This is a genomic window from Streptomyces rubrogriseus, from assembly GCF_027947575.1.
Taxonomy (GTDB): domain Bacteria; phylum Actinomycetota; class Actinomycetes; order Streptomycetales; family Streptomycetaceae; genus Streptomyces; species Streptomyces rubrogriseus.
The window spans coordinates 996,162-1,010,377 of record NZ_CP116256.1; the positions used below are offsets into that span (position 1 = coordinate 996,162).

The window sequence follows — 14,216 nt, forward strand, 5'->3', positions numbered from 1 at the left end:
GCCCGGGCCGGCCGAGCGGGGCGGAAGCAGGGGGCCCGTATCGCCTGCTTCCCCCTGCTCCCGCCCCGCCGCGTCAACTGGAGGCGAGCTGGTCTGTGATCTCCTTGATCCACTCGGCCTTCTTCGCCGGTTGCCTGAGGCTCGCCTCCCACTCGGCCTCATCCATCTTGTGGTCCGTGTGACCGGCCTTGATCAAGGTCAGCAATTGCAGGGCGGAGGCGCGCAGGGCGGGATCGGTGTTCTCACGCGAGACCATGTTGTAGATCTTGTGTGCCGCCAGCTGGCGCTTGTACCTCGTGATCTTCTTCCAGAACTTCATGGCGTGCAGCAGCGAGTCCCCGGCGTCCTTGGCCGTCGGTATCGGCTCGCCCTCCGGCGTGTAGAGCTCGGGGTGGTGAGCCTCCTGGAACCGTCCGTAGGCCGCACTGCCCCCCTTGTAGGCGGCGGTGGTGAGAACGAGGCCCGCCCCTACCGCGGCAGTGATCCAGCCCGCGGGGTTGGACGCCAGAGCCCCGGTGGCGACGATGGCCACGGTGGCGATGCCGCCCGCTCCCTTGAGGCCCTCGCCCACGAAGCCGCCCCCCAGCTCCTTGGCCGCCTGGCTGACCTTCCTGCTCTTCGCGAGACTCGTGGCGAAGTTCAGGTCCTCCAGGTCCCGCGCGTTACTCAGGAAGTCGGCCTTGGCCCGGGCCTCGATCAGCGCCGCCTGCTCGTACGCGGCCCCGGCGGTCCTGATGCCTGCCGCCCACTGGTCCTCCGTACGGCCTTCGCGGTCGTTCCTCGCGCGCTCCACGGCTTCGCGGGCGAAACGGGCGTTCAGCTCGGCGGTGTTGGCCTCGGCCTCCAGTCGGAGCAGCCGTTTGGAGTGAGCCTCGTTGGCCTTCTGGAGCTGCCGCAGACCGTGGATCTTCTCGATCGCGCCCTTGGACTTGAAAGCGGCCCGGACGCTCTTGGCCACACCGGCGACACCGCTGAGCACCCCGCTCGCCTCGGCGGAGGCCGCGGTGCTTGCCACACCCTGCAGCTTGACCGCTTCCTTGGCGATGGTGCCGGCGTTGGCACCCGTACTGAGCACGCTCACGCCCGCGTCGGTCGCCTTGGTCTTCCCCTTCTTGTGCGCGTTGTGGTACCCGGCTCCGCTGCCCTTGTTCAGGGCCGTCCTCAGGTTCCTGAACGAATCCGCGACGCTGGCTCCGAAGGAGAGGAGTTCCGTGACGGCGCTCAGCGACGCGCCGGAGACCCCCGTGGCGGAGGCGTCGTGCTTCAGGGCTTCGGCGCCCGACCCGCCGCTCGTGTCAGGCTTCGGGGCGTTGGCGGCCATTTCGGTGGCCTCCTGGCCGAGGCCCGCGGCGGTGGGGGCCTGGACACCCTTGGCCAGGGCGTCCGTGGGATCGAGGAGCCGCTTGCCCTGGTCCGCGTTCTCGGCGACCGCCTTCAGACGGTCACTCCTGACCTCCGCCCTGGTGTCGGCGGCGGCGCGTTCCTCGGAGCGGCGTGCCTCCTCCTCCGCGGGGGGTGCCGTCTCCTCGGCGGGGGGCGCCGCTTCCTCGGTGGCGGTGGTGGCTGTGTCGTCCCCGGTCGTGTCGGTGCGTTCCCAGGTACCGGTGCCGAACTCGGCGTACCGGATGCCGGAGTCGGAGCCGCGTCGGGTGAGGTCGGCGTGGTCGGGGCGGACGTCGAGGTCCGAGCCGCGTCGCGTGCGGCCCGACGGGGTGAAGAGGGTCGCGAGTTCGGCGAGGCGTGCGTCTCTGGCCGCGCGCGCTTCCGGGGTGAGCGTGACTTCCTCGACGGCGGTGCGTGCTTCTTCCTCCTCTTCCACGGCGGTGCGCGCCGCCTCCTCCTCGACGCCGGCGGGTGTTGCTGTCGCCTCCACGACGGGCGGGCGTGCTTCCTCTTCGAGGCGGCGGCGCCGGTCCGCTTCGGCGGCCGCCTCCGCTTCGCGGCGCAGCCGGTCCTCTTCCGCCGCCGCTGCCTCGGCCGCCGCGACGCGCTCCCGTCCCTTGGCCGCCGCCGCCTCGGCCCCCGTGCGACGTCGTCGCTGTATCTCCGCCGCTTCCGCCGCGGCCGCTTCCGCTTCTTCGAGGCGGCGTGCCCCCTTGACCGCCGCCTCGCGTGCCGCCTTCTTCGCGGTACTGCGGGTCCGCGCCGTGGCTGCAGCGGCTTCCGCCCCCGCGCGCACGCGTCGTCGCGTTTCCGCCGCCTCTTCGGCCGCCGCCTTCTCTTCGGCGGCGCGCCTCGCGGCGGTGGCCTGTTCCCGGAGGGCCGGGTCGGCCTCCATGCCCCGGGTGCCGGACTCGGACCCGCGCCGGGCGGGACCCGCCGGGCCGGGCCGGGTGTCGGTGTCGGAGCCGCGTCGGGTGCGGCCCGAGGGCGTGAAGCCGGCCGCGAGGGCGGCGCGCCTCGCGGTGGTGGCCTGTTCCCGGAGGGCGGGGTCGACCTCCATGCCGTGGGCGCCGGACTCGGAGCCGCGCCGGGTGGGACCGGTGGCTCCGCGCCGGGCGCCGGGCGCGGAGCCGGGACGGGCGGTCTCGGTCCCCGGGGTCCGTTCCAGGGTCCTGCCCCTGGCGCGCTGCACCGTGGCGGACGTCGCCCGGTTGCCGGCGCTGGACTGGAGCCCGAGGAGGGCCTGCTCCGCCGAGGTCCCGGACCCGGACGAACTCCCGGCCCGCCCTTCCTCCCGACGCTGCCGGGCCGCTGCCAGGGCGGCTGCGGATGGCCGTTCGGAGGTGCGGTGGACAGGGGCGCTCATGGACATACCTCTCCTGCTGCCGGACCGGGCCACGCGAAGGTAGCCAGGGACGGCGAACAGCAGGGGTGCGGCAGGCGAACACGGCACGGACGCGTGCGGAACGTGCCAAGATCGCGCAGCGTCCCTCCCGTCGGCCCGCCCAGGTGGGATCAACGGGCCGACGGCCGTGCTCAGGTCCTGCTGTCGTAGGCCCGTCGGCAGTTCTGGATCTCCTCGCCGTGCTCGACGGTCCAGCTGTACAGATGCCCGAAGGGCTCGCGCAGGGACTCACCGAGCGCCGTGAGCGAGTACTCGACGCCGACCGGCGAGGTCGGCAGTACCCTTCGCTCGATCATTCCGTTCCGCTCCAGGCGGCGCAGAGTCTGGGTGAGGACGCGCTGCGTCACGCCCTCCAGGCGGCGTTTCAGCTCGTTGAAGCGCATGGGCCGCTCCAGGAGCGCCATGACCATCATCGACCACTTGTCCGCGATCTGGTCGAGGATCGGCCGGCTGGGGCAGTCCGCCCGGAAGACGACGGGTGCGCCCGCGGCAACGCCGTAGGGGTCGGTATCACTCATGATCCCTGGTTCTCCCGAAGTGCGTTCTTGACCGTCCCGAACGCGTCGCCGACGGTAGGTATGCATCGCAAACCTACATGTCTATCGACAACCGACGGAGATTCCCTTGAACACCCATGACTGGGCGACCCTGCGCGTGGACGTCGAAGACGGCGTCGCCCGGATAGTCCTCGACAACCCGCCGGTCAACGTCCTCGACGCGACGATGATGCGCGAACTGCGCACGGTGCTGGGCGCCTTCAGGGACGACGCGTCGATTCGGGTCGTCGTCTTCTCCAGCGCCGACCCGGAGTTCTTCCTCGCTCACGTGGACATGCGCATCGGAGAGCGGATGGACCTGCTGGCGGAACTCGCCGCGTCGAGCCCGGTGGACGACGTCAACGTCTTCCAGGCGATGGGCGAACTCCTGCGCCACCAGCCCCAGGTGACCATCGTCAAGCTCGCCGGGAAGGCCCGGGGAGGCGGGGCGGAGTTCGTGGCAGCCGCGGACATGGCCTTCGCCGCCGCCGAGACCGCCGGCATCGGCCAGATCGAGGCGCTGATGGGCATCGTCCCCGGCGGAGGAGGAACGCAGTACCTCCGTGAGCGCGTGGGCCGCAATCGTGCGCTGGAGGCGGTGCTCACCGCGGACCTCTTCGACGCCGAGACCGCGGCGGCCTACGGCTGGATCAACCGGGCGCTGCCGGCCGACCGGCTCGACGCGTACGTCGACCGCGTCGCCCGAGACATCGCCGCCCTGCCCGAAGGCGTCGTCGCAGCGGCCAAGCACGCGCTGCCCGCCGAACATCTCACGGACGGACTCTCCCGCGAGAACGAGGCCTGGGCCGCTCGGATCGCCCTGCCCTCCGTCCAGCACCTGATGGGACGCGGCCTGCGCGACGGGGCGCAGACCCCCGTGGGTGAACGCGACCTCGAGGCCCTGATGCGCGGAGCACAGCGCCGGTGAGGCGCACGACGACCGTCGCCCGAGGCAGCCCGAGGCCCGCTCAACGGGCGGCGCCCGGCGCGGCCGACGGCCGCCAGTCCCGCCTGATCAGCCCGTACACCCAGGAGTCGGACACCTCGCCGTCGACGACGCAGTCCTCCCGCAACGTCCCCTCGCGCACGAACCCGACCTTCTCCAGCACCCGGGCGGACGCCGCGTTGCGCGTGTCGGCCTCGGCCTGGACCCGGTTCAGGTCCAGTGTGCCGAAGGCCCACCGCAGCAGGGCGTGCGCGGCCTCCGTCGCATAGCCGTGGCCCCACATCGACTCGTCGAGGCAGTAGCCCAGCGACGCGCTGCGGTAGACCGGGTTCCACTCGACCAGGCAGCACCAGCCGACGAAGGCGCCGTCGGAGGCACGGTCGACGGCCACCCGTACGCCGGTGCCGTCGTCCGCCATCTTCCGGCACATCTCGACGAAGCGCCCGGCGCGGGCCCGGTCGGTCCACGGCGGGGAGTCCCAGTAGCGCATCACGTGCGCGCTGCTGTGCATGGCGTAGAGGAAGCCCGCGTCGTCCTCGGCGAAGGGCCGCAGCCGCAGGCGATCGGTGTCCAGGGTGGGGGTGGCCAGAGTCATGGCCGTCATCCTGCGCCCCCACGGGGCGGGCGCGACAGCGAATATCCGGCGGGGGCGCCACCGGAACGCCCGACCGGGCGCCCGCCACGACCTCAGGCCGTCGGGTCCCAGAGCCCACCGGCTTCGCCGCGCGCGAGGTGCTCGGCGTAGACACCGACCTTCCAGGCGATGACGGACCGGCACTCCTCCAGCGCCCTGATCTGTGCGTCGACGCGCCGTTGATGGGTGTCGAGCAACCGCAGGCGTTCCGCCTCGTTGCCCGGTCCCTGGCGCACCAGTTGGGCGAACTGCTTGAGGTCGGCCAGCGGCATGCCCGACTCGCGGAGCTTGACGCAGATCAGCAGCCAGTCGACGTCGAAGGAGCTGTACCGCCGTCTGCCGCCCGACGTGCGCCGTACCGGCCCGACGAGCAGACCCTCGCGCTCGTAGAAGCGCAGCGCGTGCACGCTCAGTCCGGTCCGTTCGGCCACCTCGCCGATGCTCAGCGACTGCTCGGACACTCCGGATACTTCGGTGCTGGCCACGCCGCTCACCCCGGGACTTGATCTAGACCTTGCTCTAGATCGTAGCGTCGGCGCCATGACCCACACCGAACAGCAGCCGCTCAACTCCCCCTTCTCCGCCGCCACCACCGCCGAGGACGTCATGACCGGCCACGACCTCTCGGGCGTGACCGCCGTGGTGACCGGGGGCTACTCCGGACTCGGCCTCGAAAGCACCCGGGCCCTGACGGCCGCCGGGGCCCGGGTCCTCGTTCCCGCCCGCCGCCCCGACACCGCCCGAGCCGCCCTGCGGGACGTGAAGGGCAGCGAGGTCGTCCCCATGGACCTGACCGACCTCGACGGCGTCCGTTCCGCCGCCGCGCACATCGGCGACCGGATCGACCGGATCGACCTCCTGATGACCGCCGCCGGAGTCATGGCCACCCCGGAGCGGCGGGTCGGGCCCGGATGGGAATTCCAGCTCGCCGCCAACCACTTCGGGCACTTCACGCTCGCCTGCGCGCTCTACCCGCTGCTGGCCGCCGCGGGCGGGGCGCGGGTCGTGGCGTACAGCTCCGCCGGACACGCCATGACCGACATCCGCCGGCACGACCCGCACTTCCGCACCGGCTACGACAAGTGGCTGGCCTACGGTCAGGCCAAGACCGCGAACGCCCTGTTCGCCGTGCACCTCGACACTCTCGGCAAGGACGACGGCGTCCGCGCGTTCGCCCTCCACCCCGGCAAGATCATCACCGGCCTCCAGCGGGAGATGACGCTCCGGGAACAGATCGACTCCGGCTGGGTGGACGAGCACGGCAACGTCGTCGCCGCCGACTTCAAGACCGCCTCCCAGGGTGCCGCCACCGGCCTGTGGGCCGCCACCTCCCCCCTCCTCGACGGCCGGGGCGGCCTCTACCTGGCGGACTGCGACGTCGCCCGCGTCTTCGCCCTCGACACCCCCATGGACGACAACGGCGTACGCCCGTACGCCGTCGACCCCGCCAACGCCGCCCGGCTCTGGGAGACGTCCCTCGCGGCAACGGGCGCGACGCCGCTGACCCGGTGACCCGGCGCACCGCCTAGGCCGGGCTCGGGCCGCCTCCGGGGCAAGGACCGCGGGCGCGGTCACTCTGCCAAGCCGCCCTGCGTGCCCGCGGCGGGCACGCCCCAGCGCTCACCGGCACCCCCGACCACGGCGGCTCCCGCCACCGGGGCCCCCGGCAGGCGGGAACGGCGGCCGTGGTGCGGTGGTTCCTGGCGCTGCGGTAGGGGGCCGCACTTCCGTCCCGGCCAGACGGCACAGGGGGGAATTCCGTTGTCGCACCCCCTCCGAGGTCGCATGCTTCGGCCATGACCTCCGAGGACCACACCCCCTGTGCCACCATCACCACGCGCGTCACCGTGCGTGACCTGCTGCCCCAGGACCTGCCGGCGTGCACCTGGTCCGGCTCGGCCACCCATCTACGCCACGTAGAGCGAGAGCTGACCCGCGCCGCGGCGGGCGAGGTGGACTACCTGGCCGTCTGCACTCCTGTGGACCTGCCGGTGGCGATCGGCGGCATCGACTACCAGGCCTCCGAGGAAGCCGGAACCATATGGCAGCTCGCCGTGCTGCCGGCGCTCCAGTCCTGCGGCCTGGGAACGCTGCTCATCCGCGCAGCCGAACAACGAATCCTTGACCGCGGGCTCCACCGGGCCGAACTCGCGGTCGAGGAGGACAACCCCCGGGCACGCGCCCTGTACGAGCGCCTTGGCTACGTCGCGTACGGCCGCGAACCGGACGCCTGGGACGAGGAGGGACCCGACGGATCGATCCGTCGCCACGAGACGATGTGCATCCGCATGCGAAAGAGCCTCTGACCCGTCCAGCGGCAACTCCGGGCACCGATCGGTCGACGACGACCCACCTCACCGGGCCTGCTGGGGCAGTCGCAGTCGCAGCCGCGGAAACCGTGCGTGCAGCAGCCGTGGTCCGTCGTCGTCCACCCGCAGGGTGAACGTCTCCGGTCCCGGCCGTCCCGCAGCGTCGAAGGCGTCGATGAGGTCCTCGATCCGGCTCCACAACTTCAGCGGTCCGCCTTCCCGCACACTCCACGTCCCACTGTCCGGGGTGAGCGTGGCGACCGACCCGGAGACCACGTCGATGAGGTGCGGCACCCCGTCGACCGTGACCATCTGCGCGTCCGGTACGGCCCCCTGGGCGAGGAACCGCAGGTGGAAGGCCTCCTCGGTCGCAGCCGTGAGCCGCTCCGGTGCGTGCCGCGCGGACCGGGGCGGCTCCTCGTGCAGCCCGGCGGCCCAGTCCGAGGGATTTCCGTACGCCGGTGCCGCATGGGTCCGGGCGGGCATGAAGGAGATGGTGCCTGGCAGCAAGGGGCCCTCGCCGACGCGGACCTCAGCGTCAGCGCGTACAAGCTGTTCCACAAGATGTGCGCCCTCCAGAATCACAAGGATCACGGCCTGGCCCTCGTGGAGAGCCAGGTGAAGTTCGCCGAGCAGGTGGGCATGTCGCAGGCTTCCGTCTCCCGCGGCCTCAAACAGCTCGCCGCTCAGGGCTTCATCTACCCCGACGGCCGCAACTGGCGTATCCGTCCCGACTTCGTCTTCAACGGCAACGGTGCGGCGCAGGGACAGGCGGTGCAGGGCATTCCGGCCGACGCGCCTGATCCGTATGACGGGAAGCGCGCCGACCTGAAAATCGTCGACGGTCAGGACGACGGCGGCCAGGCCTGAGGCTTCCCGGAGTACGGGTGGCCGGTGGATGCGGAGCTATTCGAGGACTCCGTCATCGGGCGTGATCGACGTGATCGCGACTCTCGGTGGAGGCGGGGCAGGCTTCTACACGTACGCCACAGTGAGCTTTGGTGCGTCACGTTCGAACGGTCACGGCAGCGATGACGTCGCTCGCTCGTCCCGACGGCCCGCTTCACTCGCATCGTGAGGTCGATGCCCTCCTGGACGGCTGTGTCGAAGTCAGGGTCCTGGTGCAGGCGGATACGGGCCCGGGTAATTCACGACTATTGCGGCCAGAGCCGTCAGGTTGACCTCTGGCGAGCCAGCACGCGCTGTAACTCCGTTTCGAAGGCTTCCTTGTCGCCGGGAACCCATGGCCTGCCGGCAGAGCGGCCCTCACGTCGCTGATCGTCATTCGAGCCAAGGGCGGTGATGCCTGGACCCTCACGCGGCGGTTCTCGGCCGAAGTGGAGCGGTGAGTGCGATCCGGCACCAGTCAGGAAGGCCTTCGAGAGCCGTTGCGCACTGACTCGACAAAGCAGTGCCAGGTCTGGGGTTGAACACTGAGTATCGGTCCGCCTGTGCACTTGGAGTCGCGTATCAAGGCGGCATGTGAGACGTACGCGCACTCGACGCACTCCGTTGTGTTTCCACCGCTATACGACGACTTGAACCACAGGGGGGCGGAGGCAGCCTGGAGGCCGGGGGGCATTCACAACTCCTTGCAGACGCGGTGCATCAGGGCGGACGAAGCTTCCATGTCCAACGCTTGTGCGCGAAGGTACTCGAACGCAAGCCTGTAGCGTTCCAGCTCTGCGTCCTTCTCCAGGAAGAGCGAGCCCGTGTGGAAGTCGACGTACACGACATCGAGAGCTGGCTCAGTGCCACCGATGATTACGAAGCTGCCGAGTGCGGCGGAGTGGGCTCCTTTGGAGAAGGGCAGCACCTGAAGCGTGACGTGGGAAGACTCGTTCGCTTCAAGTAGCCGGCTGAGCTGTTCCTTCATAGCCTTCGGTGACCCCACCACGCGGCGGATCACGGACTCGTCGAGGATCGCCCACAGTCGCGGCGGCTCCGCCCGGTTGAGGATCTCCTGTCGCTTCATACGGATGTCCACCAGGCGCTCGATCGCGGCCGGCGCCAAGGGCACCTCGTTCGCCATCTGCAGCGCGGTGCTGTACGCGCGGGTCTGCAGTAGGCCGGGGACGTAGACGCACGAGAAGTGGTTCTCGCGGACGGCTTCGTCCTCCAGCGTCAGCAGCAGGTTCATGCTCTCCGGGATGGAGTCGGCGAACGAACTCCACCAGCCTTGCTGTTTGGCGTCCTTGGCCAGCTTTACGACAGCGGCCCGCTCGGCGTCGGTCGCTCCGTACTCGCGGCACAGGGCATCCACGACGATCCACCTCACCGGGCCAGCTTGTGTCTCGTACCGGCTGACCGTCGCCTTCGATACACCTACCAGCTGTCCGGCTTCCTCCAGCGTAATCCCCGCGTGAGCGCGCAACTTACGTAGCGTTGCACCGAGTTGACGGCGGCGGGTAGTGGTCCTTGCGAGCATGCGACTCCTCTGCGCAGAACCCCCATGCACCTGCCCGGGGGCGTGAACAGGCTAGACATCGCGGCAGGCAGCTCACCATGAGATTCACCCGATCGAGATTGATGAGAAGTTACACCGCGAGATTTCTCTGTGCCATTCTCGGACTGCGGACCGCTACACAGTGCAATCGTAAGGACACGGTGAGCGCAGTTGAGTGTGGCGGGGGAGGAGTGCTCATGCCTGGTACCGACGTCACGGGGTGTGAACGTCGCTGTGTTCTGCCTTTTGAGGCAGTGCCGTCGGAAGTGCGGCTGCTTCGGAGAGCTGCCGTTGCTCAACTCACCCAGTGGGGTGCCGCGATGGCTTGCAGTGAGGCGCAAATCATCCTCACGGAACTGGCGACGAACGTCATCAAACACGTGGGCGAGGGAGCGTCGGCGACTCTGGTCCTGGAGTGGCAAGGCAGGCGGCTTCGCATGGAGATGCATGACAAGAGCGGATCGCTGCCCATCCTGCGAGCCGCCGACTGCGAAGCCGAATGCGGCCGTGGTCTGCACATGCTCGTGGCCATGTCGCTCGACTGGGGAACCATGGTCACGGCCGTGGGCAAGGCGGTCTGGTGCGAGATCGGACTGGGCTCCGAGGCGATGTGCCGTCGAGTCGAGCGTGCCGTGCTGGCTCTTGAGGCCTATCAGGGCTTCCGCGGCACGGTTCTGGAAGGGCGGCCCCACGAGGAGGCTTTGGAGGAGTCGGTGCCCGAGCTGATTGCCGACCTGCTGCACTGGGCATCAGGGCGCGGTTTGGCCCCGGATGACGTGCTGGACCAAGCCCAGATGCATTACGAAGCGGAAGCTGCCTAGTGTCCATTCGTCTCGTTGTTCGGCTTGCGCATCAGCTCCCGAAGGGCAGCAGGCGTGCGCCAGGTTTCTCCGGGACGGGCCCGGTGACACATGCGGTGGCAGTTCGCGCACAGGCACGCGAGGTCGTCCAGCCGGGTCTCTCCTGCTCCGGATATGTGAAGGGGGGTGAGGTGATGGACCTCGATGTAGTCCTCGCCCAGCTCTCCGTATGTGTCAGAGAAGCTGAACTCACAGACTTCGCATCGGAGTGCAGCGCCCTGTCGCCGAATGTGCTTGATCTTCTGGGCCCGGAGGCGAGGGTTTCGTTCGCGAGCAAGGGCACGCCGGACGAGGAGGCGCCCCTCAATGGCAGAGGCACCCGTTTCGTCGACTTCATCGGGTTGAGCCGGAAGCAGGTGCAGCTCGCCAGACCCGATGCCGTCCTCAATGGCCTGAGCAGCCTGGAGCATTTCAGCTTCCCGGGTGACGAAGGCTTGGATCATGAGCAGCGTTGGCCTGCCACACCGGGTTGCTCTGCCGGTGTAATTCGGGTGGTTTGTCGCGAAATCAGACGTCTTGCGGCTCACGCTGTCTGCAGACCTGAAGGATGGCATCGTGCGCGCGTGAGGTTCGTGCAGCGGCAGCGACCGAAGCAGTTCAGACAGCCTCTGGACCTCAAGGTCCCCCGTACGCAGCTCACGCCAGCCGTGCCGCACCACGAGCGCTCCGGCCAGCACGAGTTCGTCCTCACTCCAGGCAGGTATCCGCATGTGGAATATCGTATGAGTGTTCGTTGTCGTCTGAGACACGTACAGCGAACCGTGAGACGTACTGCAAACTTGGTCAGGTCTCGTTGTTGTCAGTGGGGTCTGTCACCCTCAGTGATGGTGGACTGCAAAGTGTGTCTGCCGCTGCACGACTGTAAGGAGGGGGCATGACCCGCACAACTGAACCGAAGCCCGCGACGGGGGAGCGAAGGGAACCCGCCTTCACGTCGATCGAAATCTGTGCAGGTGCCGGCGGTCAGGCCATCGGGCTGCATCAGGCCGGGTTCGGCCACCTCGCACTGGTGGAGATCGACGAGTATGCGGTCAAAACGCTACGCCTCAACATCGAAGACCATGAGGTGTGGTCCTGGGAGCGGGAGCACTGCGACGTCCTGTCGGCTGACGTCACGAAGTTCGAGCCCCGCCGGGACCTGGACAAGGGCGCCGACCTGCTAGCGGAGAAGGGGCTGGATCTCCTGGCCGGCGGTGTGCCGTGCCCGCCCTTCTCTCACGCGGGCAAGCAGTTGGGGAAGCACGACGAGCGAGATCTGTTTCCTCGCATGCTTCAACTGGTCGAGAAGCTGAAGCCTCGAGCCGTGATGATCGAGAACGTCCGAGGGATCATGGATCCGAAATTCTCGGATTACCGAGACTGGATCAGGGCTCGCCTTGAGGGAGGTACGTACCGAGCGGACGACGGACAGACCGTACGTGAGGATGGACTCGGATACACCGTCTGCAAGTGGGATGTTCTGGAGGCCAGCGACTTCGGCGTTCCTCAGCTTCGTCCGCGTGCCATCCTCGTCGCGTTCCGTGGTGACGTCATCGAGGACCTCAAGTATGAGTGGCCCGCGCCCACTCATGAGGATCCGGTCAGTGTCGCAGAGAGCCTTGAACCGTCCATGCGAGAGCGATACGGGCGGTACTTCAACGGCGTGCACGGGGAACGTGCCCGCGATCGGTTCGACCGCTGGCTTGAAAAGGCTCGCGAACGTGACGCCGAACTCAAAGGCAAGGGTGGAGGCATCGCTCCCACACTCGTCGGCGGCTCGAAGAAGCACGGTGGCGCGGACCTCGGCCCCAGTCGTGCCAAGGCGGCCTGGAAGCAACTCGGGATCTCGGGCATGGGCGTCGCCAACGACATCGAGACATGCGAGAAGAAGGCCAGCGAAGAGCGGGACCTCTTCAGGCCTGATGGGCCGATGCTCACGGTTCGGCAGGCTGCTATTATTCAGGGCTTCCCGCCGGAATGGGACTTCTCGGGTGGAAAGACTGCGCAGTACCGTCAGGTAGGGAACGCCTTCCCGCCGCCGGTGGCCCGAGCTGTCGGCAAGTCGATCATCGAGGTGCTCAAGGCGGCCCGAGAGCGTGATGGGAAGGACTGACTAGCTGCTCGGTGTCCCTTTGCGTCTGGCGTTGCGATGCCTTTCCACTTCTGCGGCGATGTGGGCGGCACATTCCTCCGGCGGTTCGTGTTCCCAGAACCGGAGCACCGTCCAGCCCTCCGCTGTGAGGCGCTGGTCGGTGTCCCGATCACGAGCCATGTTCCGCGTGACCTTGTCTGACCAGTAGCCAGAGTTGGTTTTGGGCGCTACGTAGTGCTCAGGGCATCCGTGCCAGTAGCAGCCGTCAACGAAGACAGCGACTTTCGCCGGGCGGAAGACCATGTCAGCTGTCCGGCGAAGCTTGGGAAGCGGTCGGGCAGCCACTCGATAGCGCAACCCCTGTGCGTGGACCAGTTGCCTGATCAGGCGTTCAGGTGTGGTGTCCCGGCTGCGGATCGCCTGCATGTTGCGCCGCCGCGCGGCCGAGGAAGCCCAGGAGCCGACGGGTGGTACCCAGGCGTCAGCGCCGACGGGCGCGTTTGCCTGCGTCTCCCTGTCGCTGTCTGCTTGGTCAGGCTTCTTCTTCACCAGTGACCCTCGGTAGACGTGGGGCCGGCATCGCCAGGTCGTCCGGCCCGGCAAGGACCCAGTGGCGCCCTTCCAGTTCAACAGATGGGCGGTCGGCATGGTAAGGCATGGCCTCAGCTACCCGGAAGCTTACAAATTCCCCTCGCTGGGGAACTTCTGCCCCGATGCGGCGTGCAATATCCTGATGTTTGCTATAAGGGCCCGCAATTACGATGCCCTCCTTGCGCAGCACCGTGCGTGCCCGTCCGTCACCTTCCCGTAGGCGCGCCATGTAGTCCAGCTGCTTTGCAGCGGTGCGGATGGCGCCGCGTCCGATACGGCGGTTCTGGACCCTTCGAAACAACTCGTTTACTCGCTGCTGCCCCTTGCGGGCCCCCTCAAGCAAAATCTGCTTGCGCGTAGCATCGTCTAGATGGAGCAGTACATTCTCGGGAAGTTTTTCCTCATGCCAGAGCCAGTGCACCTTATCCATGCGATGCTCCGCTTTCAGAGTCAGCTTCTTATCGCGGTTTCTGCCTGTGTTGAGCCATTCTTCGCGGACGCGGAAGATGCCGGCGCTCCACTGGCTCTTGAGGTCATCGGCCCATACGAGAAGGCATAGGTGACCCATGGCCTCAGGCGGTATCATCCATTTGCCGAAGTCCTGAGAGAACTTGCAGTCCACGTCCACGCCTAGAATTTTGTAATCCATGGGGTGCTCGCCGCGTGATCCTACGTCGGCACCGTCGTCGAATTTGAATTCGCGCTGCAAGTTGATCTCGACAAGAGTGCCCGCATGGGTTTTTTCAGTCTTGTAGAGGTCCTCCCATGCGTATCGGCCGGTCGCTTCTCCGTTCAGCAGTTGGTCGATCGTGTCGCGTAGGACTGCGGCGAATCTCTTACCGTCACGATCACGTGAGAGGATGTATTCGGCAACTCTCTTTACGTCGGAATCCTGCGCGATCGACTCGTGCTGCGCAATCCAACCAGCCGCTCGAGGGTTGGTGTCTTCGTCGAAGGGAAGCAATTCCGCTCCTAGGGTGTCGGTGGACGTGTTCAGCGAAACGTGTGCGGGCGCTGGCGCAGGACGGTGACGAT

15 protein-coding genes and 1 pseudogene are annotated in these 14,216 nt (G+C 67.9%); 6 read left to right on the plus strand and 10 right to left on the minus strand.

Annotated elements, in window-relative coordinates:
* Nucleotides 1–73: 73 nt before the first annotated feature.
* Nucleotides 74–2,749: a hypothetical protein gene (locus tag Sru02f_RS04335; protein WP_244941885.1), complete on the minus strand. Its 2,676-nt coding sequence runs from the start codon at nt 2,747–2,749 to the stop codon at nt 74–76.
* Between the two features lie 170 nt (nt 2,750–2,919).
* Nucleotides 2,920–3,306, minus strand: a complete 387-nt coding sequence (locus Sru02f_RS04340; protein ID WP_109032709.1) for a winged helix-turn-helix transcriptional regulator — start codon at nt 3,304–3,306, stop codon at nt 2,920–2,922.
* A 106-nt stretch (nt 3,307–3,412) separates the two neighbouring features.
* Here Sru02f_RS04340 and Sru02f_RS04345 point away from each other — a divergent pair, with 106 nt between their 5' ends.
* Nucleotides 3,413–4,252 (plus strand): enoyl-CoA hydratase/isomerase family protein, encoded by an 840-nt coding sequence (locus Sru02f_RS04345; protein WP_109032710.1) that lies wholly within the window; start codon nt 3,413–3,415, stop codon nt 4,250–4,252.
* Nucleotides 4,253–4,292: 40 nt separating this feature from the next.
* On the opposite strand, the gene Sru02f_RS04350 is transcribed toward Sru02f_RS04345, so the two are convergent.
* Together Sru02f_RS04350 and Sru02f_RS04355 are read right to left on the minus strand one after the other, a co-directional pair.
* On the minus strand, nt 4,293–4,865 hold the full coding sequence (locus Sru02f_RS04350) for a GNAT family N-acetyltransferase (RefSeq protein ID WP_174855122.1): 573 nt from the start codon (nt 4,863–4,865) through the stop codon (nt 4,293–4,295).
* Between the two features lie 92 nt (nt 4,866–4,957).
* Complete coding sequence (locus Sru02f_RS04355; protein ID WP_218030718.1) at nt 4,958–5,389, minus strand: MerR family transcriptional regulator; 432 nt, start codon at nt 5,387–5,389, stop codon at nt 4,958–4,960.
* A gap of 55 nt (nt 5,390–5,444) precedes the next feature.
* On the opposite strand from Sru02f_RS04355, the gene Sru02f_RS04360 reads away from it, so the two are divergent.
* A complete protein-coding gene (locus tag Sru02f_RS04360; RefSeq protein WP_109032713.1) occupies nt 5,445–6,416 on the plus strand; it encodes an SDR family NAD(P)-dependent oxidoreductase in 972 nt (323 codons plus the stop codon).
* A 284-nt stretch (nt 6,417–6,700) separates the two neighbouring features.
* The gene (locus Sru02f_RS04365) at nt 6,701–7,210 is read left to right on the plus strand and encodes a GNAT family N-acetyltransferase (RefSeq protein WP_109032714.1); all 510 of its coding nucleotides are present in this window, start codon (nt 6,701–6,703) and stop codon (nt 7,208–7,210) included.
* A 48-nt stretch (nt 7,211–7,258) separates the two neighbouring features.
* Here Sru02f_RS04365 and Sru02f_RS04370 read toward each other — a convergent pair.
* Nucleotides 7,259–7,732 (minus strand): annotated as a pseudogene (locus Sru02f_RS04370) (ATP-grasp peptide maturase system methyltransferase); the annotation flags it as partial.
* Here Sru02f_RS04370 and Sru02f_RS04375 point away from each other — a divergent pair.
* Entirely contained in the window at nt 7,682–8,083 is a 402-nt protein-coding gene (locus Sru02f_RS04375; RefSeq protein WP_167469612.1) for a cyclic nucleotide-binding domain-containing protein, read from the plus strand. The pseudogene Sru02f_RS04370 and the gene Sru02f_RS04375 sit on opposite strands and share 51 nt — an antisense overlap.
* Before the next feature lie 496 nt (nt 8,084–8,579).
* Here Sru02f_RS04375 and Sru02f_RS04380 read toward each other — a convergent pair whose 3' ends face one another.
* Both Sru02f_RS04380 and Sru02f_RS04385 read right to left on the minus strand, forming a co-directional pair.
* Complete coding sequence (locus Sru02f_RS04380) at nt 8,580–8,795, minus strand: DUF397 domain-containing protein (protein WP_109032716.1); 216 nt, start codon at nt 8,793–8,795, stop codon at nt 8,580–8,582.
* The gene (locus Sru02f_RS04385; RefSeq protein ID WP_109032717.1) at nt 8,796–9,641 is read right to left on the minus strand and encodes a helix-turn-helix domain-containing protein; all 846 of its coding nucleotides are present in this window, start codon (nt 9,639–9,641) and stop codon (nt 8,796–8,798) included. It lies immediately after the preceding gene.
* A gap of 215 nt (nt 9,642–9,856) precedes the next feature.
* Here Sru02f_RS04385 and Sru02f_RS04390 point away from each other — a divergent pair, with 215 nt between their 5' ends.
* Nucleotides 9,857–10,480, plus strand: coding sequence for an ATP-binding protein (locus Sru02f_RS04390; RefSeq protein WP_109032718.1), 624 nt, complete (start codon nt 9,857–9,859; stop codon nt 10,478–10,480).
* Here the strand turns inward: Sru02f_RS04390 and Sru02f_RS04395 are convergent.
* Nucleotides 10,477–11,229, minus strand: a complete 753-nt coding sequence (locus Sru02f_RS04395) for an HNH endonuclease (RefSeq protein ID WP_109032719.1) — start codon at nt 11,227–11,229, stop codon at nt 10,477–10,479. The two genes, Sru02f_RS04390 and Sru02f_RS04395, sit on opposite strands and share 4 nt — an antisense overlap.
* 164 nt (nt 11,230–11,393) lie before the next feature.
* On the opposite strand from Sru02f_RS04395, the gene Sru02f_RS04400 reads away from it, so the two are divergent.
* Nucleotides 11,394–12,611 carry a DNA cytosine methyltransferase gene (locus Sru02f_RS04400; protein ID WP_109032720.1) on the plus strand — a complete coding sequence of 406 codons (1,218 nt, stop codon included), beginning with the start codon at nt 11,394–11,396 and terminating at the stop codon, nt 12,609–12,611.
* Here Sru02f_RS04400 and Sru02f_RS04405 read toward each other — a convergent pair whose 3' ends face one another.
* Entirely contained in the window at nt 12,612–13,139 is a 528-nt protein-coding gene (locus Sru02f_RS04405; RefSeq protein WP_280524901.1) for a very short patch repair endonuclease, read from the minus strand.
* Nucleotides 13,123–14,145 (minus strand): NaeI family type II restriction endonuclease, encoded by a 1,023-nt coding sequence (locus tag Sru02f_RS04410; RefSeq protein WP_244941886.1) that lies wholly within the window; start codon nt 14,143–14,145, stop codon nt 13,123–13,125. Before Sru02f_RS04410 ends, Sru02f_RS04405 begins: the two co-directional genes overlap by 17 nt.
* Nucleotides 14,146–14,216 lie beyond the last annotated feature (71 nt).

Excerpts from the sequence above, each read along its gene's own strand:
- Sru02f_RS04365 (WP_109032714.1), top strand. The coding sequence starts at position 6,701 with ATGACCTCCGAGGACCACACCCCCTGTGCCACCATCACCACGCGCGTC.
- Sru02f_RS04340 (WP_109032709.1), bottom strand. The coding sequence starts at position 3,306 with ATGAGTGATACCGACCCCTACGGCGTTGCCGCGGGCGCACCCGTCGTC.
- Sru02f_RS04395 (WP_109032719.1), bottom strand. The coding sequence starts at position 11,229 with ATGCGGATACCTGCCTGGAGTGAGGACGAACTCGTGCTGGCCGGAGCG.
- Sru02f_RS04385 (WP_109032717.1), bottom strand. The coding sequence starts at position 9,641 with ATGCTCGCAAGGACCACTACCCGCCGCCGTCAACTCGGTGCAACGCTA.
- Sru02f_RS04335 (WP_244941885.1), bottom strand. The coding sequence starts at position 2,749 with ATGAGCGCCCCTGTCCACCGCACCTCCGAACGGCCATCCGCAGCCGCC.
- Sru02f_RS04375 (WP_167469612.1), top strand. The coding sequence starts at position 7,682 with ATGGGTCCGGGCGGGCATGAAGGAGATGGTGCCTGGCAGCAAGGGGCC.
- Sru02f_RS04390 (WP_109032718.1), top strand. The coding sequence starts at position 9,857 with ATGCCTGGTACCGACGTCACGGGGTGTGAACGTCGCTGTGTTCTGCCT.
- Sru02f_RS04400 (WP_109032720.1), top strand. The coding sequence starts at position 11,394 with ATGACCCGCACAACTGAACCGAAGCCCGCGACGGGGGAGCGAAGGGAA.
- Sru02f_RS04380 (WP_109032716.1), bottom strand. The coding sequence starts at position 8,795 with ATGCCCCCCGGCCTCCAGGCTGCCTCCGCCCCCCTGTGGTTCAAGTCG.
- Sru02f_RS04350 (WP_174855122.1), bottom strand. The coding sequence starts at position 4,865 with ATGACTCTGGCCACCCCCACCCTGGACACCGATCGCCTGCGGCTGCGG.
- Sru02f_RS04360 (WP_109032713.1), top strand. The coding sequence starts at position 5,445 with ATGACCCACACCGAACAGCAGCCGCTCAACTCCCCCTTCTCCGCCGCC.